The following is a 16,484-nucleotide window of genomic DNA, read 5'->3' on the forward strand; positions in this document are numbered from 1 at the left end:
GATGCGTACAACCGTGACCCTGGATGACAACTTGCTCGAAGAAGCACAACGGCTGACCGGTTTGACCCGACGGAAGGATCTCATCCAAGAAGGCTTGAAGGCTCTGATTGCGCGTGAGAGCGCCCGTCGTCTCGCACGTTTAGGGGGCAGCGAGCCGCAGGTCGAACCGATCCAGCGCCATCGCTTCGACCCTCAATGATCCTGGTCGATACCTCCGTCTTTCTGCTTGCCGCGACGGCCTTGGCGCATTCCACACGGATCTGGACGCGGGACAAGCGGCTCGCGAACCTCGCAACGACTCTCAACCTGCATTTTGTCCCGGAAATCCACTGACATGGCCCGCAAACCAGCCCCGCCAATGGTCGTCGAGACCCTCACTCACGACGAGGCCACCCGAAAAAACATCCCGACAGCCGAATACCAGTCGATGATGCGCAAGGACGAGCAGGCCCCGGTCCGGGTGACCTACGCGCGCGGTCCCGCCGAGCAGCCCGATGCGCTCGCCGACGAGAAGGCGCAGCGCAACCGCGACCTCGACCCACAGCTCATCTGGCGCGGCAAAGATCAACAGGATTGGAGCGACCTCGTCGTCCATGCGCCGCCGCTCTATATCCAAGAGAAGGTCCATCCCAAGGCGTTGATCGATGATCTCTTGCGCCGGACCAAGGAAGGCCAGCACGACGCCGGCATGGGCACCGCCGACCTCTTCGCCGACTTCAACGGCATCCCCAAGGACGCCGACAAGACCGAGTTTTATCGACACGACCAGAACTGGTCGAACCGCATGATCCTGGGCGACTCGCTTCAGGTCATGGCCAGCCTCGCCGAGCGCGAGGGTCTACGCGGAAAGGTCCAGTGCATCTACATCGACCCGCCCTACGGCATCAAATTCAACAGCAACTTCCAATGGAGCACCACCACCAGCCGCGATGTGAAGGACGGCAATGTCGCACACATCACCCGCGAGCCGGAGCAGGTCAAGGCGTTTCGGGATACGTGGCGGGATGGCATTCATTCCTATCTGACTTATTTGCGTGATCGGTTGACTGTTGCGCGTGATCTATTGAGCGCTTCAGGCTCGGTCTTTGTGCAGATTGGGGATGAGAATGTGCATCGGGTCCGGGCACTTATGGATGAGGTCTTCGGCGATACCAACTTCATCGCGCAGATATCCTTTGTCACAACTGGCGGCCAAAGCAGCAACTATCTTTCGTCGGTATGTGACATTCTGCTGTGGTATGCAAAGGACGCAGATGCTGCGAAGTATCGTCAATTATATCTCCGTCGCACTCCTGGCGAGGCTGGTGCAACGCAGTTCAAGCATATTTTTAATTGCGAGACGAGTGGGCTGCGGTCGGCAGAGGCTGACGAGATGAGGCCAGAGACTCCGCATCCTCAGTTATGCAAACACGAGCAATTGTCATCGATGGGCGCGTCACCTGAGGTGAAAACGATGGCTCTCCCGGAATTCAGGGAAAGCGCTAAAATATTTAAAAACATGACGTTGTAGTCATTTTGACCGAACACGTTGGTTGAAAATATCGCTGGACGCACCCCGTCCAAGCCATTTTTAAGCGGTTGTTTTTCATTGATCAGCGCGCGAAAACCCGATAACCGCACAGATCGAGGTACACCCTCTGGTAGAGCCGGCGCAGGTTGCTCAAGCCATAGCACCGCCGTTTTAATACTTTGATCTTGTTGTTGAGACCTTCGACGAAACCGCTCGTGTGTCGTTCGGTAAAATAATTGGTGATCTCGTCCCAATGACGGCGCAACGTTTTCAGGAAGGATTGAAAACACGTCATCTCGGCGTTCTTGACCCGTCGCATCCAGCCACTGAGTTTGCGCTTGGCCTGACCTTTGGACAGGGGCATGTCGTAGACCTCGGTGAGGGCTTGGCTGAGGGCATGAGCTTGCGCGAGTTGCGGGGAATAGGCGAACAACCGGGCGCGGATCCGCCGTTCCTCGGCGCTCAAGTCGGATTCGCGCTTGCGCAGGATCCAATGGACGTTCTTGAGCCCGCCGTACTCGGTTTTCGACAGGTCGCGCTTGAGCCGGCGCAGTTCTGTCTTGCGCAACGTCTCCACGGCGTCGCGATACAAACGCGCGACATGGAAGCGATCGGCGCAGATGGCGACGTGCGTGCCGAAGACGGCCTTGGCCGCACCGATGAAGCCGCTGTACAGGTCGGTGCACACGACGCGAACGGTGCGCCGCAAGGATTTTGGGATCGTGCGCAAAAACGCCTCGATGGTCGCGCGCTTACGGTCCTTGAGCACGGCGAGGATGCTCAGGGTGTCCTCGACCCTGGCGCTGACGATCACCACGAAATTGCCGTGGCCTTTGGTCAAGGCGATCTCGTCGAGCCCGAGCACGGGCAGCGCCGTGAGCGTCGTCCAGTCGATCTGGCTCGGGACGCACCGATCGAGAATACCGTCGAGGTGCTCCGGGGTGACGGCCTCCTTGTGCGCGACGTCTTCCAGGGTGCTGTTGATCAGGGCGCGCATCAGGCTGTGTTCGAACGCACGGGTGAAGCCGCTGCGCGGGTCGTACCAGTCCACCCGTTGGGTGGTGGTGGGATGATCCCGGCAATCGGGGCAGCGATACCGTTTGGGACGAATGAGAATTTCGGTGCGATGCTCGAAGATCGACAGATGGCGCAACCGCCGTTCTTCACCGAGTCCATGCGGCTCAGTGATGCGTCGGCCGCAGCTCCGGCACTGCGTGCCCTCCTCGGTGCTGTGCACATGAATTTCCAGCACAGCGGCGTCCGTGATCTCGACGCGGTCGATGGCGATCTGCGGCAGTCCGAGCAGGCGCAGGAGTTGGCTCTGGTCAATCATCGGTTTTCCATTGAGTTAAAAGCGTTCGAATGGAAGTTTACCAAGATTGGCTGCGTAGAACACTGATTTTACTAAACTTGGCGTTCCCTGAGATCCGGGAGAGCCTTCTTGTACTTCTTTCCACTTCCACACGGACAAGGATCATTGCGTCCGACTTTATCGGTATGAACTTGCTTGATTGGATTCAGCATTCGCTCCAAATCTGAAATATCTTCGGGCTTATCTTGCTCAAACCCAATGATGTAATGCCATCCATGTTCTGCGCAGATCTCTGCCACGTACTGCGCTCTCTCATTGCTGTGAACCCGACAAATAATCGGGCGTTTCTCTGTGCCTAACTTTGCCATTTAAGCCTCAAGGACCTGCGTCCTAAGTTCAAGTGCACGGACTCGCAGCATCCAGTCAGCTGCCAGCACGCATCAAGCGATTTTCCATGGACCGGAAACAACCCCCGGAAACCCCCAAACCCCCCGGCTTCATCGACTCCGAGCTGAACATGTCGCCTCAAGGCGCTTGCGCACAGCCGGCTGTGGCTGGCTCTTCATTCATCGATTCGCCGACCCGGAGCATCATCATGGCAACCAAACCCCGCACGCAACCGACACCCGCAGTCCCGCAACCCTCGGCACGCCTGGCCATCTCCGATGCCACGCTCGCCGAGCTGAACCTCGATCACGGCACCTGGCGCGTGCTCACCGAGAGCATCTTCCCGAGTGCTGTTGTTTCCCATCCTGATCCGCAAACCACCGGCAGTTTTTGCAGGAAGTATTCCACCGGTGATGTCATTTTCCGGTGAGGCAATGCGGTAGGCGCGGAGCGCGGATGTCCCGCACGCTTCACCGGCGTGCATCCTCGCGGTCGTCCCGGCACAATCGCCTCACCCTCCTCCACATGAGAAGGCCCGCCACGGGTGCAACCGTGCGGGCCGATGGCCGGTGCAACTACGCTTCGAGTGTCATCTCACCGGCGCGGACTACGTTACGCAACAAGGCTGGTTGAGCGCAACGCTTCCGTGCTGTCCGCTGCATCCGCATGGCGATTGCGGCTTTGCGCGTCACGGCACCTATGAGCGCGTCTCCCCGCCCGGCACGCGGGTGGCGCGCTGGTACTGTCCCGAGGGGCATCGCACCTTCAGTCTGCTCCCCGACTGTCTGGCGGCGCGCCTCTCGGGCACCTTGAGCGAGGTCGAGGCGGTGGTGCGTGCGGCCGAGCAGGCGCCGAGTCTGGAAGCGCTGTGCAAGCACCAACGTCTGGACATCGAACTGCCCGGGGCGTTGCGCTGGGTCCGTCGGCGTGTGCAGGACGTGCACGGCGCGTTGCATCGTATCAAGGGTGTTCTCGGGGACACGTTCGCGAACGTGGCGCCGACGCTGACGGCGTTCGCCGACCACCTGGAGGTGGAGCCGGTTCTGGTGGCGTTGCGCGGGATCGCCGCGGCCTGGCTTGACGTGCTGCCCAAGCCGCTCGGATTCGCGCCCCGGCGCCGCCGGGGCCGCAGTGCGCTCCCCCGCCTCCAACACCGTGCGGGGCCTGACCCGCCGGGCTGCCCGGCGTAGGGTCGGCGGCGCAGGCAAACCGCCTGCGTGATCCGGAGCGCCCGTCCATGACCGATCCGCAGACCGATCTTCAGCACGACATCGCCCTGTTTCGCTACGGGGTGATTGCCGAACTCGTGCAGTGGCCCAAGGAAGAGAAAGGCCTCTACGAGGCGATCCAGACCAAGGCCGAGCGCGACTACGCCATTCCGGGCAGCACCCGCACCCGGGTCGCCGCCGAGACCATCCGCGATTGGCTCAAGGCCTATCGGCGCGGCGGCTTCGAGGCCCTTCTGCCCAAGCCGCGTGCCGATCGCGGTCAGGTGCGCCGCCTGCCCGCGAACGTGGTCGAGGCGCTGCTCGCCGCCAAGGAGGCCAACCCGCAGCTGTCGGTGCAGTTGGTGATCCGCGCGGTGCGCCGGCGCCCCGAGGTCCCGCCCGATCTGCCGTTGCCGCCCTCCACCGTGCATCGCCTGCTCGCCCGTCATGGCCTGATGGACACGGCCAAGACGGCGAGTCAGACGCAGGACCGGCGCCGCTTTGCCTTCGAGCAGGCCGGGGAGCTGTGGATGAGCGACGTCATGCACGGTCCGGCCGTGGTGGTCGGGGAGCGGGTCAAACGCAAGACCTACCTGATCGCCTTCATCGACGATGCGACCCGGGTGATTCCCTACGCGAGTTTCGCCCTCTCGGAGAACACCCGGACCTTTCTGCCGGTGCTCGCGCAGGCGATCCTGCGCCGTGGCTTGCCGCAGAAGCTCTATGTCGACAACGGCGCCAATTATCGCTCCAAGCAGCTGGCCCTGGTTTGCGCCAAGCTCGGCATCGCGCTGATCCATGCCCGGCCCTATCAACCGCAAGGCAAGGGCAAGATCGAGCGCTGGTTCAAAACGGTCCGTGCGCAGCTGTTGACCCGGCTGACCGATGCCGATACCGCCAGCCTCGCGGCGCTCAACCGCCGCCTCGCCGGCTGGATCGAGGGCGAGTATCACCACACCCCGCATCGCGGCCTGGACGGCGCCACGCCGCTCGAGCAGTGGGCGCGCACCGGGGCCGCGGTGCGCTTTCCCGAGCCCGGCCTGGACCTGGCGGATCTGTTCCTGCACGAGGCGGTGCGCAAGGTGCAGAAGGACCGCACGGTCAGCCTCCACGGGGTGGTCTACGAGGTCGACGCCGCCTTGGTCGGGGAGAACATCACCCTGCGCTACGATCCGGACGCACCGCCCGAGCGGCCGATTCAGGTCTGCTTCGAGGGCCGCGCGCACGACCCGGCCCGTCCGGTCCAGACGTATGCGAACTGTTTCGTCAAACGCGATCGTCCCTCGCGCACCTTGGCCGTGGACGGACCGGTCCCCGAGCCCGCACCCTCGGCGCTGCGCCTGCGCGAACTGCCCGAGGCGGATGCCGACACCCTGGAGGGCCGCTGATGTACCGCAAACACTTCGCCCTCACGGCCTTTCCCTTCGATCTGACCCCGCCGCCGGATGCGCTGTTCGCCGCCGCCAGCCTCACCGAGGCCGCCGCACGTCTGAAGCATCTGCTGGAGCTGCGTGCCATCGGCCTGATCACCGGCGAGGCCGGCTCGGGCAAGACCACGGTCTGCCGCAAGGTCGCCGCCGATCTGCATCCGGGACTCTATCGGGTGTTCTACATTCCGCTGTCCACCGGCAACGTGATGGACATGTACAAGACCATCGGCTGGGAGCTCGGCCTGCCGGTGGAGCGCAACCGCGCGGCGGCCTTCCGCACCATCCGCACCGAGATCACCCGCTTGAGTCTGGAGGCCAAGCAACGCCCCGTCCTGATCATCGACGAGGCCCATCATCTGCGCAACGAGGTGCTCGAGGATCTGCGTCTGCTCACCAACTATCAGATGGATTCGGAGAATCGCCTGTGTCTGCTGTTGGTGGGACTCACGGAGCTGCGCCGGCGCTTGAGCATGGCGGTGCACGAGTCGCTCGCCCAGCGCATCGTGGTACGCCATCACGTGACCGGGCTGACCCGCGAGGAGCTGCCCGACTACCTCGTCCACCGTCTGCGCCTGGCCGGCTGCGAGCTGCCGCTGTTCGAACCACCCGCCGTGGAGGCGCTGTTCCAGGCCACCCGCGGCATGCCCCGCAAGGTCAATCGTCTGGCCCACTACGCGCTCACCGGTGCGGCCCTGGAACAGGCCCGCCAGGTCACCGCCGAGCACGTGCAGACTGCCCGCGAGGAGGTCGCCCCATGAGCCGGCTCCCCGAACCCTTCACCATCCTCCTGCCCGAGGACTGGACGCCCGAGCAGGCTTGGGCCGTCCAGGATTGCTTGGATGAACTGCTCGTGCAGATCCAGGCGCGCTACGGAGCGGCCGTGCAGCAGTGGCTCTACGGCGAGGACACCGATCCGGATCCGGACCCGCCGCCCGACGCCGTCACCCAACTGGACCTCTTCGAGAACGACTTCGACGATCCGCTGCCCTTCTGAGCGACCCTTGCCCGGCGGGTCGCCACCCGCCGGGCACCCTCCCTACAGGCGCCCGACCCGGGCGCGTCGAACACCGCCGCGACGCACTCCACACACCGCCTTCGCGCTCCTCGGGCTCCTCGCACTCCTCCACCTGCCGACACTGCGCCACCGGGGTGATCAGTGCGGGAAAACCGCGAGCATTCCGCGCGAAACAATTCGGGAATCGGCCGGTGAAATAAAGCGAGCGACAACAAGTGCCAAAACCGCCGAGGGCATCCTCTTGGCGGTCCGCTACTGCCAAGCCCGTGGGCTCGATGTCCTCAAGCGCCCCGTGCATGTGGTTCCGATGTACAGCCGCGCCCTCGGTCACGAGGTCGAGACCGTCTGGCCCGGCATCAACGAGGTCCAGATCACCGCAGCCCGTACCGGTCAATGGGCCGGTCTGGATCCGGCACGCTATGGCCCCGAAACCACGCGGCTCTTTCAGGGGCGGGCCAAGACCGAGCACGGCTGGCAGGATGCCCGCGTCGAGGTCACCTTCCCCGCATGGGCGGAGGTCACCGTCTATCGGCTGGTCAACGGCGTGCGCTGCGCCTTTACCGAAACGGTCTTCTGGGAGGAGACCTACGCGCGCCTGGCCGGCGGGGAGGTACCGACCGCCATGTGGATCAAGCGTCCACGCGGGCAACTGCTCAAGTGCGCCAAGGCCGCCAGTCTCAGAGCTGCGTTCCCGGAGGAGGCGAGCTACACGGCCGAGGAGATGGCGGGCAAGACCATCGAACCCGATGACGTGGTTCCGATCCGCGAAAGCACTCCCGAGCGCCCCGTGCTCGATGTCCCGACCGCCGAGCCGGAACCGGAACCCGAACCGGCACCCCCGACGACGGCGCTGGATGCCGCCTTCAAACACAAGCTCGCCAAGCTCATCGAACGGGCCGCGGGTGCAGGCGCCTGGGCACAGGCCGAAGACTACCTGCACGAGCGTTTCACCGGCGAACAGCTCGGCTTCGCGCTCGATGAACTGGGCAAGGCTGCCGCCGCGTCCATTCAGGCGCAGGCCGCGTAGCCGCCATCCCATCTACCCCGACGGGGCCGGTTGCCCCGACGGGCGACCGTGCCCCGTCGATTCAGGAGCACGTCATGAAACTGATTTCCCTGAAACAACGCACCCCGGCGTGGGAGGCATGGCGCTCCCAAGGCGTCACCGCGTCCGAAGCGCCGGTCATTCTCGGGCGTTCGCCTTACAAGACACTCTGGCGCCTTTGGGCCGAGCGCACCGGGGTGGTCGCGCCCGAGGATCTCTCCAATAAGCCCTGTGTACAGCGCGGCATCGCCCTGGAGGATCAGGTCCGCCGGGGCTTCGAGGACCGCCACGGGACACTGCTCCTGCGGCTCTGTGCCGAGTCCAGCGAGCATCCCGCCCTGCGCTGTTCGCTCGATGGTCTGAACGACGACGGCGAGCCGGTCGAGCTGAAGGTACCGACCGAGCGGACCTACCGACGGCTCGGTCGTGAGCGCGAACGGGCGACCGCCTACCGGCTCGCCTGGGTGCAGCTTCAGTTTCAGCTCTTCGTCACCGAGGCACCACGCGGGTGGCTGGTCTTCGACCCCTGTCTGTCGGGATCCCCGCCGCTGGAGTTCGCCCTCGCACGCGACGAGCCGTTTCTGACCAATGCGCTGGTGCCGGCGTGTCTGGCCTTTTGGGACTGCATCACCGGCGGCCAAGCGCCGGAGTCCGATCGGGAACGGGATCTCGACGTTCTCGCCGATGCGGAACTGGCGCAGTGGCAGGACGCCGCCCGGACCTACCGCGCACTGCTGGAGGACCGCGGGCAACTGGACGCCCGGCTTAAGTCCATTAAGGACCGGCTCGCGCACGCCGAGGCCGTCTTCGTCCGACTCATGTAAACAAACAGGGGACGGACCACGGTTTCCCGGCTAGGCTGGCAGATCGAGTTGATTGGTATCCGCTTGCTCAGTCCTCGGTCGGCCAGAGAAGCGCCGGGCCACGTGCGCCGACCGACTATTGTCGCGTTCTAGTCTTGAACGCGTCGACGACCTGGGACGAAGCCACCGATGGACATGTCTCGACGATCCTTCACCATATCCTGCTGGATCGCGTCGGCGTAGCCCCTTCATCAGCTGAGCCGGTCCAGCGTCGGTTGCCGGCGTCATCAGCAGATGGATAGGATTGGGCAGTCGGACATCGGCGTGGACGCGAACCGACTTGCGTTGCGCGAACGCTGCCAGGGTGCCCGAAAGCTGCCGATCATCGCCCTCGCCGCAGACGATCTCGGTTCGATCGATGCCCTGCAAGATGACGTGCATGGGAAAAGCCGGCGGCCACAATGCGAACCTGTCCGGGCAGACCGATCACGTTCGCCCGCCGACTTTTTATCCGACGCAGGTATCACGCCATGATGGAATACAAAGGCTATATCGGACGCGTTGCTCTCGATGACGAGGCCGGTTTGTTTCACGGTGAGGTCATCAATGCGCGCGACGTCATCACCTTCCAGGGCACCAGCGCGGAGGAGGTCAAGCGTGAGTTTCAAGCCTCGATTGATGTCTATCTGGACTTCTGCGCAGAGCAGGGAAAGGATCCCGATCGCCCGGACGCGGGGCATTTGGTGTTGGATATCGCCCCGGAACTGCAAACCGCGATGATCCGCGCGGCGACGCGTGAGCAGAAGAGCCTTGACGCCTGGATCCTGGACAGATTGGTCGGATGCGTCGGCGGCTATCCTGCGTAGGGTTTGATCGTTGAACTTCCGCATCGCCGACACCTTCACCGACAGTCTCGCCCGCCTCGCGGGCGACGAGCAGAAGGCCGTCAAGACCACCGCGTTCGACTTGCAGATCAACCCGGCCAACCCCGGCCCTTCGTTCCACAAACTCGACAAGGCGCGGGATAAGAACTTCTGGTCGGTCCGGGTCAGCGGCGATATCCGCCTGATTGTCCATCGGGCCGCGGGGAGTCTCTTGCTGTGCTACGTGGATCACCACGACCACGCCTACGCCTGGGCCGAGCGCCGCAAACTGGAGGTCCATCCGCAAACCGGTGCCGCACAGTTGGTCGAGATTCGCGAGCGCATCGAAGAGATTGCCGTGCCGGTCTACGTCGAGATCGCACAACCCACGCCCGCTAGGCCGCTTCTGTTTGCCCAACGCTCGGACTCGGAAACGAAGCCGACGGCAGGAGGCCGTCGGCCTGTCAGCCTGCGCCGAGCATCTCCTCGACATAGACGGCGACTCCATCCATCAGCATCTGCACCGCCATCATGATCAGCAGCATCCCGGTGAGTCGGACCAGCGCCCGCAGCGCACGCGGTCCCAGCTTCTCCATCAGGAGCCCGGAGGCCAACAGGATCGCGGCGCTGACGCACCAAGCGGCGGTGAGTGCCGCAAACCAAGTCCAGAACCGATCGGGCTCGCGGCTCACCAGCAGCAGCACCGCGGCGAGGGCAGAGGGTCCGGCGATCATGGGTACCGCCAGCGGGACGATGAAAGGCTCCTCGTCGAGCTCGCGCCGCTCGGCCGCCTCTTGATCCGGAAAGACCATCCGCAGTGCGATGATGAAAAGCACCACGCCGCCCGCCACGCCGAGCGCCGGTTGCTTCAGCCCTAGGTAATGCAGGACCGCATTGCCTGCAGCCAGGAAAGCCAGCAGCACCAGGTAGGCGACCAGCAGCTCGCGCCCGATGATCCGAATGCGCCGGGGACGCGGATAACGTCCGAGCAGCGAATGGAACACCGGGATATTCCCCAGGGGGTCCATGATGATGGCGAGCAGGATGGCGGCGGAGAGTAGATCCATGCCATCAGTTTAGACGCTGTCCGAACGGCAGAGACTGCCCTAGCCGTTCGGCGGATCGCGTTGCTCGGCCGGTTCGGATACCGAGTCGAGCGTCCTGATCTGATCGATGATGCTCACCAGTTTCTGCCCCTTTTCGGTCAGTCCGTATTCCGTGCGCGGCGGGGACTCGGCAAAGACCTGCTTGGACAGCAAGCCGTAGTGGGTCAGTTTGCGCAGCCGTTCCGACAGGACCTTGGTCGAGATGCCGTCGATATGACGTTCCAGTGCTCCGGGTCGCGCGATGCCGGCGCCGACGGCTTGCAGAACCGAGACCGACCATTTGCAGCCGACCACGTCTTCGAGTTTCTTGTAGGTCGAGCGCAGTGGCGAGGCTGTTTCTTTCATTGTCTTTAAACCGCGTCCAGAGCGAAATGCTTATTTTCGAGTGAGCTTGAGGTTTGGTGCATCCACGGCCCCTTAGCGGAGACGCGTTTTAAAATCAGTAAATTACACCAAAAGGTGCCCGGCTTACCGAAAAGTGCCCGCTATTCGAGCGGTCCTGTTGCTCCTACTATCCAAGTCAGGCTTCGGCATCCCGCCTTGGCTACCCATCAAAACGGAGACCAGGATGAAGAGCAAAGCGATCTTCTATCATGCCGGTTGCCCTGTCTGCATCGCGGCCGAGCAAAGTTTAGCCAACGCCATCGACCCCGCAAGGTATGAGGTCGAGGTTGTTCATCTCGGCACCGACCGCGCGCGCCTGGACGAGGCGGAGGCATTCGGCGTCAAGTCCGTGCCGGCCCTGGTCATGGACGGGTCGGCGTTTCACGTCAACTTCGGTGCCGGCATCGATGCCTTGAGATAACCGTCGCCTGCGGCTTGACGCGGCTGGAGCGCCACGAGACCCGTGATGGCCTCGCAGAGGCCGGGGATTGCCGCGGCGACGGCCCGCGTCAAGCCGGGTGCCCAACCGATCTCTTCCGGCTGGATTCCGAAGATAATGATCTCGGAGGGGAGCACCCCGAGCGCCTCGCCCAGCACAAGGGCTTCGGCCAGACCGGCATCGTGCAGGGTTCCGCGCAGGTCCGAGTTCGGGGTCCGCAGGCAGTCGGGGGTGAAGCGTCGCCAAGTCCCGGGCGCCTCGCCCATCTCGGCCGCATCGACGATGATGACGCGATCGTAGCCCTGCAGGCTCAGGACCAATCCCAGCCCGGGTGTGCCGCCATCCAGGCCCGTCACGCCCGCGGGTAAGGCGGGCAGGGCGTCCAAGACGGCCGCGCCGACCCCGTCGTCTCCGCGCAATGGATTGCCCAACGCCAAGATGAGCGTGGTCATGGGGGCTTTTGTCATCCTTGCGGCCACGCCGGCGCTCGGGGCGGAGCGCCGGGAGCTGCGTGACACCGCAGGAGCCTTGTCACGAGCAGGCCGAGAGGCTGGGTAGGACCAACGGCGTCGTGAAGAGAAAAGCGAATTCCCTGGACCCTCGGCATAACGCAGTTCAGCAAAAAATCCATCACATTTAAACCGCGTCGACTCCGACGTTCGTTTGTCTCTGCGCGTCCGCGAGCCGGCGCCGGTCAATGCATGTCACTCGAAGACGCGGTTTAAACGAACTTCACGTCGAGCATGTGCGTCGAGCAAGAGATGCAGGGGTCGTACGCACGCACCAGCATCTCCAGCGCCAGGGTGATCTCCTGCTGCGTCCGGTCGAGGATCCCGGGGACGAGCGCGCGCATGTCCAGCTCGATGTTCGCCAGGTTCTGCCCGGTCGGGATGATGCAGTTCGCCCCGACGATCGTCCCGTCCTCGATCCTGTAGTGATGGAAGAGGGTCCCGCGCGGCACGTCGGCGGCGCCGACACCTTCGCCCGACATGCGCGTCGGCGCGGCCGGCTCTTCGGGTTTGATCCCGAGGTCGAGCAACTGGTCGATCAGCAGGATCGCATCCTCCGTGCAATGGACGACCTCGACCGCCTGGGCCGCCGCATTCAGGTAGGGGTTGATCGTCTTGGGGTGGAGCCCGAGTACCTCAGCCGCGGCCTGCGCGCGGGGGTGCAGCAGATCGTAATTGATGTTGAAGCGCGCGAGCGCCCCGACCATGTAGGACTCGCGCCGATGGCGGGTGTGCTTGGCGGATGAATGCGCGACGATGGTCTCGTTGGTCACCTCGCGATACTCGTCGAGTGGCCGGATCCCGCCGTCGCTGCTGGCGATGGATCCGTCGATGAAGCAGTACTCGTCATCCCGATGCAGTGCGACATATTCGGTGTCGCGCTCGAATGCCGGGAACTCCAGACCCTGCAGGAGCTGGATCGTCGCGTCGCAGTCCGCACGCGAGGCGACCAGGCGCTCGCGCAGGGCGCGCAGTTCCGCGGGCTTGGGAAACTGCGTGAAGCCGCCGACCGTCATGGAGATGGGATGGGTATGGCGTCCGCAGAGGGTCGCGCAGAGATCCCCGGCAAGCTGCTTCATGCGCAATGCGCGCAGCACGATATCCGGCGCGCTCTTGGCCAGCGGGATCACGCTGCCGAGGCCGAGATAGTCCGGTGCCACCAGCATGTAGATATGCAGGACGTGGCTGTCGAGGATCTCGCCGTGAAAGTTCAGCTTGCGCAGCAGTGTCGTCTGCAGGCTGGGGGTGACGCCGAGCGCTTGCTCGGTCGCACGCAGGGAGGCCGTCGCGTGCCCGACTGCACAGATCCCGCAGATGCGCGAGGTGATGTGCGATGCCTCGTCGTAGGCGCGACCGCGCAGCATCGCCTCGAAGAAGCGCGGCGTTTCGACGATCTGCAGATCGCATTGGGTCAGCTCGCCGTTCTCGACATCCACGACGATGTTGCCGTGCCCCTCGACGCGTGTGACATGATGAACATCGACCTTGAGCGTACTCATGCCGGCGTCACTCCTTCCATTTGCATGGTTTGATAGGTGAGGAACAGCGACAATCGGGCATCGATCTGCTCTTCGGTCATGCCTCGCTCGCGCAGTGCATCCTTGATCGCCCCCAGATTGGGCGAGGGAATAAGCCCGCGACACCCCTCGCAGCCTTGCCCGCAGGACGGGCAGATGGCGTCGCAGCCGGCACGCGTGATGGGTCCGAGACAGGTCTGCCCGCGCAGGAACATGCAGACGTTCTCGGTGAGCTTGCACTCGATGCAGAGCGGGTAATCGGGGATGGCCGGCATGCGGCCCTGCAACAGATGGGTGACCGCCATGGCGAATTCGTCGCGGTCGATCGGGCAGCCCGGGATCACGGCGTCGACCTTGATCACGGCGCTCAGCGGACGGGCCGGGTAGGTCTCGAACCAGTCCTTCTTCTCGCCGTAGACGTACTCGCGCACGTTCTCCAGCGGCATGCGATTGCGGATGGCGTTGATGCCGCCCAGATGGGCGCAGGCGCCGACCGCGATGACGATCTGCGCCTGCGTGCGGATCTCGCGGATCTTCTCCTCGTCGGACGCTCGCGTACAGGAGCCCTCGATGAAGGCGATCTGATAGTCGTCGCTGCGCTCGCTCATCGCCTCGCGAAACTGGACGATCTCGATCACCTCGAGGAGCTCGGGATGGCGTTGCAGGGTGTCGAGGACGGTGAGCTGGCAGCCTTCGCAGCTCGTGAACTCGAAAAAGGCGACCTTCGGCTTCATGACAACGCCTCCTCGAGGTTCTTGACCTCGGCGTACGACAAGACGGGGCCTTGCTGGCAGGTGTAGATGTGATGCATCTGACAGTGCCCGCACTTGCCGACCCCGCATTTCATCTGCCGCTCGAAGCTCAGCCAGATATTGCCCTCGGCGATCCCGGCGGCGAGCAGCTCGTCGAGGACGAAGCGATACATGACCGGCGGCCCCACGATCGCGACGACCGTATTGCGTGCCGGGAACTTCACCTTCGGCAGCAGGGTGGTGATGACGCCCACCGGGCCGTCCCATCCCTCGCTCGGACGGTCCACCGTGACATGGCACTCGACATCCTCGCGGTCCGCCCAGGCCGCGAGGTCGGCCGGGAACAGAAAGTCGTTCGGCGTGCGCGCCCCGTAGAGCAGGGCCACACGCCCGTACTTGCCGCGCTCGTCCAGCACCTCGGTGATCAGCGAGCGCAGCGGTGCGAGCCCGAGCCCGCCGGCGATGAAGATGATGTCCTTGCCGTGGAAGCGGTCGATCGGGAATCCGTGCCCGAAGGGTCCGCGGACCGCGATCATGCTGCCGACATCCAGCCGATGCAGCGCATCGGTCAGCTTCCCGACCCGACGCACGCACAGCTCGAAGGAGCCGTTGCTGCGCGCGGGCGAGGAGCAGATGCTGATCGGAGCCTCGCCGATCCCCAGGATCGAGACCTCGACGAATTGCCCCGGCTTGTGGGCGATGGTGAAGCCGCTCGGCAGCTCAAGATGGAACCACTTCTCCACCTCGGTGAACTGCTCGACCTCGACGATGCGCGCCGGGGTCGGCATGTAGATGGACGAATGGGTGAGTGTTTCGCGCAGGAGTGTGGTCATGACCGCGACGAGGCCTCCTCGGTGGCGGGCCGGCGGCGTTCGGCCAGGGTGTTGAGCAGGCCGATCGGCGTGATGTGGGCCGGACACGAGAGCGCGCAGCGTCCGCAACCCACGCATCCGAGCAGACCGTAGGACTCGAATTGATACTTGCCCTTGCGCAGGAAACGATGGCGCAGTCGTCGCGCTTGGGAGCTGCGGAAGTTGTGTCCGCCGGCGACCACGGCGAATTTCTCGATCAAGCAGGAATCCCAGACACGCACGCGTTTGCCGTGCTCGAGCTTCAGATCGATCTCGTCCAGCACATCGAAGCAGTAACAGGTCGGACAGACCTTCGTACATTGACCGCAGGCGAGGCAGGTGTCGCCGACCTCGTCCCAGAGCGCACTGTCCTGACTGGCCGCAAGCAGATCCGGAAGATCCGTCACGTCGCAGTCCAGCCGATAATCGAAGTTCGGCCACTTCCCGGCCATCACCTGGTTCACGCGCTCGTAGTCGGCCTCGATAGGCTCCCAGAACAGGCTCAGCCCCTCGATCAACTGCTCGCCCTGCTCCGAGCCGATGTCCACCGCATAGCGATCGCCCAGATCGGTGAGGTGAATGTCGAAACCCTCGGGTACGGCCAACGTGCCCATGCTCTTGCAGAAGGCGTGGTCCATGCAGGGTTTCAGGCATTCGATGCTGACCAGGGTCGTCTTGCGCCGGCGTGCTTGATAGTGCTGATCGGTGTGGCCGGTGCCCTGGATCTTGTCCAGTAGGGTGATGGCGTGCAGGTCGCAGGTGTGCAGGGCCATGATCACCGTGGGCTGGATCTCTTCGATCAGCGGCGACATCTCCATCGTCTTCGCGTTGAAGGCGAAGAGATCCTCGCGCGGCGGCAGGAGGTACTTCTTGGGCGGGAGAACGCTGGTGTGGTAATCGAACACCAGGTCGTCCGCGTTCTCGATCTCTTCGAAGATGTACTGACCGTAGGTCTCTCGAGGCGCCACGACGCGGTGGGTGTCACGCAGGCGTTCGACCCACGCCTTGAGCGAGTGCTTGGGAAGTATTTTCAACGGGGTGTCCCTCGACAACGGAGGATCCGGTGCACCCGGCGGGGGCATCGGTCGGGGTGGAGCTGAAGGGCTCCGGAGCGGTCGGCGCCCTCGGGTAAAACGACCATGCGATGACTACGGGATTACGAAAATGCGCGCAGGGTAACCATCCGGGGGATGCAGCGCAAGCGACGCAAGACCTTGTCGTTGCGAGGGTGCTCGAGTGCGTTGCGGATGGAGAGCTCCTCATCGGCCGCTGCTGCGCTGCTGCGCTGCTTCGCATGCCTCGGTCGGCGTTGTAGACTCCGCTTCCTTTGAATCCCCACATCACACGTTCGAG

The 16,484-nt window shown here is 63.8% G+C and carries 22 protein-coding genes; 13 read left to right on the forward strand and 9 right to left on the reverse strand.

Annotated elements, in window-relative coordinates; genetic code table 11:
* The first annotated feature begins 13 nt into the window (after nucleotides 1–13).
* The 3 genes from BDD21_RS13860 to BDD21_RS13865 are packed head-to-tail and all read left to right on the forward strand — an operon-like array spanning nucleotide 14 to nucleotide 1,510.
* Nucleotides 14–199 (forward strand): type II toxin-antitoxin system VapB family antitoxin, encoded by a 186-nt coding sequence (locus tag BDD21_RS13860; RefSeq protein ID WP_245969594.1) that lies wholly within the window; start codon nucleotides 14–16, stop codon nucleotides 197–199.
* Nucleotides 196–333 (forward strand): hypothetical protein, encoded by a 138-nt coding sequence (locus BDD21_RS27840; protein WP_170164754.1) that lies wholly within the window; start codon nucleotides 196–198, stop codon nucleotides 331–333. Before BDD21_RS13860 ends, BDD21_RS27840 begins: the two co-directional genes overlap by 4 nt.
* Nucleotide 334: 1 nt before the next feature.
* Entirely contained in the window at nucleotides 335–1,510 is a 1,176-nt protein-coding gene (locus BDD21_RS13865) for a DNA methyltransferase (RefSeq protein ID WP_120797652.1), read from the forward strand.
* A gap of 82 nt (nucleotides 1,511–1,592) precedes the next feature.
* Here the strand turns inward: BDD21_RS13865 and BDD21_RS13870 are convergent, their stop codons facing one another.
* Together BDD21_RS13870 and BDD21_RS29225 are read right to left on the reverse strand one after the other, a co-directional pair.
* Nucleotides 1,593–2,843 carry an ISL3 family transposase gene (locus BDD21_RS13870; RefSeq protein WP_120795416.1) on the reverse strand — a complete coding sequence of 417 codons (1,251 nt, stop codon included), beginning with the start codon at nucleotides 2,841–2,843 and terminating at the stop codon, nucleotides 1,593–1,595.
* A 71-nt stretch (nucleotides 2,844–2,914) separates the two neighbouring features.
* The gene (locus BDD21_RS29225; protein ID WP_120797653.1) at nucleotides 2,915–3,190 is read right to left on the reverse strand and encodes a PBPRA1643 family SWIM/SEC-C metal-binding motif protein; all 276 of its coding nucleotides are present in this window, start codon (nucleotides 3,188–3,190) and stop codon (nucleotides 2,915–2,917) included.
* A gap of 227 nt (nucleotides 3,191–3,417) precedes the next feature.
* On the opposite strand from BDD21_RS29225, the gene BDD21_RS28290 reads away from it, so the two are divergent.
* The 9 genes from BDD21_RS28290 to BDD21_RS13920 all read left to right on the forward strand — a co-directional run bounded on the left by BDD21_RS28290 (nucleotide 3,418) and on the right by BDD21_RS13920 (nucleotide 10,108).
* Nucleotides 3,418–3,639 carry a hypothetical protein gene (locus BDD21_RS28290; RefSeq protein WP_211335054.1) on the forward strand — a complete coding sequence of 74 codons (222 nt, stop codon included), beginning with the start codon at nucleotides 3,418–3,420 and terminating at the stop codon, nucleotides 3,637–3,639.
* A gap of 139 nt (nucleotides 3,640–3,778) precedes the next feature.
* Nucleotides 3,779–4,399 carry a hypothetical protein gene (locus BDD21_RS13885; protein ID WP_120796895.1) on the forward strand — a complete coding sequence of 207 codons (621 nt, stop codon included), beginning with the start codon at nucleotides 3,779–3,781 and terminating at the stop codon, nucleotides 4,397–4,399.
* Between the two features lie 47 nt (nucleotides 4,400–4,446).
* Nucleotides 4,447–5,805 (forward strand): DDE-type integrase/transposase/recombinase, encoded by a 1,359-nt coding sequence (locus BDD21_RS13890; protein WP_120796896.1) that lies wholly within the window; start codon nucleotides 4,447–4,449, stop codon nucleotides 5,803–5,805.
* Nucleotides 5,805–6,605: an ExeA family protein gene (locus BDD21_RS13895; RefSeq protein WP_120796897.1), complete on the forward strand. Its 801-nt coding sequence runs from the start codon at nucleotides 5,805–5,807 to the stop codon at nucleotides 6,603–6,605. The genes BDD21_RS13890 and BDD21_RS13895 overlap by 1 nt, the downstream gene beginning before the upstream one ends.
* Nucleotides 6,602–6,841 carry a hypothetical protein gene (locus tag BDD21_RS13900; RefSeq protein WP_120796898.1) on the forward strand — a complete coding sequence of 80 codons (240 nt, stop codon included), beginning with the start codon at nucleotides 6,602–6,604 and terminating at the stop codon, nucleotides 6,839–6,841. Before BDD21_RS13895 ends, BDD21_RS13900 begins: the two co-directional genes overlap by 4 nt.
* 262 nt (nucleotides 6,842–7,103) lie before the next feature.
* Nucleotides 7,104–7,889 carry a recombinase RecT gene (locus tag BDD21_RS13905; RefSeq protein WP_425470249.1) on the forward strand — a complete coding sequence of 262 codons (786 nt, stop codon included), beginning with the start codon at nucleotides 7,104–7,106 and terminating at the stop codon, nucleotides 7,887–7,889.
* Between the two features lie 74 nt (nucleotides 7,890–7,963).
* Nucleotides 7,964–8,731, forward strand: a complete 768-nt coding sequence (locus BDD21_RS13910; protein WP_120797654.1) for a YqaJ viral recombinase family nuclease — start codon at nucleotides 7,964–7,966, stop codon at nucleotides 8,729–8,731.
* Between the two features lie 509 nt (nucleotides 8,732–9,240).
* The gene (locus tag BDD21_RS13915; RefSeq protein WP_211335055.1) at nucleotides 9,241–9,576 is read left to right on the forward strand and encodes a type II toxin-antitoxin system HicB family antitoxin; all 336 of its coding nucleotides are present in this window, start codon (nucleotides 9,241–9,243) and stop codon (nucleotides 9,574–9,576) included.
* 10 nt (nucleotides 9,577–9,586) lie between these two features.
* Nucleotides 9,587–10,108 carry a type II toxin-antitoxin system RelE/ParE family toxin gene (locus BDD21_RS13920; protein ID WP_245969596.1) on the forward strand — a complete coding sequence of 174 codons (522 nt, stop codon included), beginning with the start codon at nucleotides 9,587–9,589 and terminating at the stop codon, nucleotides 10,106–10,108.
* On the opposite strand, the gene BDD21_RS13925 is transcribed toward BDD21_RS13920, so the two are convergent.
* Together BDD21_RS13925 and BDD21_RS13930 are read right to left on the reverse strand one after the other, a co-directional pair.
* Complete coding sequence (locus BDD21_RS13925; RefSeq protein ID WP_120797655.1) at nucleotides 10,038–10,640, reverse strand: MarC family protein; 603 nt, start codon at nucleotides 10,638–10,640, stop codon at nucleotides 10,038–10,040. The two genes, BDD21_RS13920 and BDD21_RS13925, sit on opposite strands and share 71 nt — an antisense overlap.
* 39 nt (nucleotides 10,641–10,679) lie before the next feature.
* The gene (locus tag BDD21_RS13930) at nucleotides 10,680–11,024 is read right to left on the reverse strand and encodes a winged helix-turn-helix transcriptional regulator (RefSeq protein WP_120797656.1); all 345 of its coding nucleotides are present in this window, start codon (nucleotides 11,022–11,024) and stop codon (nucleotides 10,680–10,682) included.
* A gap of 223 nt (nucleotides 11,025–11,247) precedes the next feature.
* Here BDD21_RS13930 and BDD21_RS13935 point away from each other — a divergent pair, with 223 nt between their 5' ends.
* Complete coding sequence (locus BDD21_RS13935; protein WP_120797657.1) at nucleotides 11,248–11,484, forward strand: thioredoxin family protein; 237 nt, start codon at nucleotides 11,248–11,250, stop codon at nucleotides 11,482–11,484.
* Here the strand turns inward: BDD21_RS13935 and BDD21_RS13940 are convergent.
* The 5 genes from BDD21_RS13940 to BDD21_RS13960 form a co-directional block, all read right to left on the reverse strand.
* Nucleotides 11,445–11,954 (reverse strand): hydrogenase maturation protease, encoded by a 510-nt coding sequence (locus tag BDD21_RS13940; protein ID WP_170164755.1) that lies wholly within the window; start codon nucleotides 11,952–11,954, stop codon nucleotides 11,445–11,447. The two genes, BDD21_RS13935 and BDD21_RS13940, sit on opposite strands and share 40 nt — an antisense overlap.
* Nucleotides 11,955–12,223: 269 nt before the next feature.
* The gene (locus BDD21_RS13945) at nucleotides 12,224–13,510 is read right to left on the reverse strand and encodes a Ni/Fe hydrogenase subunit alpha (protein WP_120797659.1); all 1,287 of its coding nucleotides are present in this window, start codon (nucleotides 13,508–13,510) and stop codon (nucleotides 12,224–12,226) included.
* Nucleotides 13,507–14,262, reverse strand: coding sequence for an NADH-quinone oxidoreductase subunit B family protein (locus BDD21_RS13950; protein ID WP_120797660.1), 756 nt, complete (start codon nucleotides 14,260–14,262; stop codon nucleotides 13,507–13,509). The genes BDD21_RS13945 and BDD21_RS13950 overlap by 4 nt, the downstream gene beginning before the upstream one ends.
* Nucleotides 14,259–15,113 (reverse strand): FAD/NAD(P)-binding protein, encoded by an 855-nt coding sequence (locus BDD21_RS13955; protein WP_120797661.1) that lies wholly within the window; start codon nucleotides 15,111–15,113, stop codon nucleotides 14,259–14,261. Before BDD21_RS13955 ends, BDD21_RS13950 begins: the two co-directional genes overlap by 4 nt.
* Complete coding sequence (locus BDD21_RS13960) at nucleotides 15,110–16,165, reverse strand: 4Fe-4S dicluster domain-containing protein (RefSeq protein WP_170164756.1); 1,056 nt, start codon at nucleotides 16,163–16,165, stop codon at nucleotides 15,110–15,112. The genes BDD21_RS13955 and BDD21_RS13960 overlap by 4 nt, the downstream gene beginning before the upstream one ends.
* Nucleotides 16,166–16,484 lie beyond the last annotated feature (319 nt).

The sequence above is a fragment of the Thiocapsa rosea genome (assembly GCF_003634315.1).
Taxonomy (GTDB): Bacteria; Pseudomonadota; Gammaproteobacteria; order Chromatiales; family Chromatiaceae; genus Thiocapsa; species Thiocapsa rosea.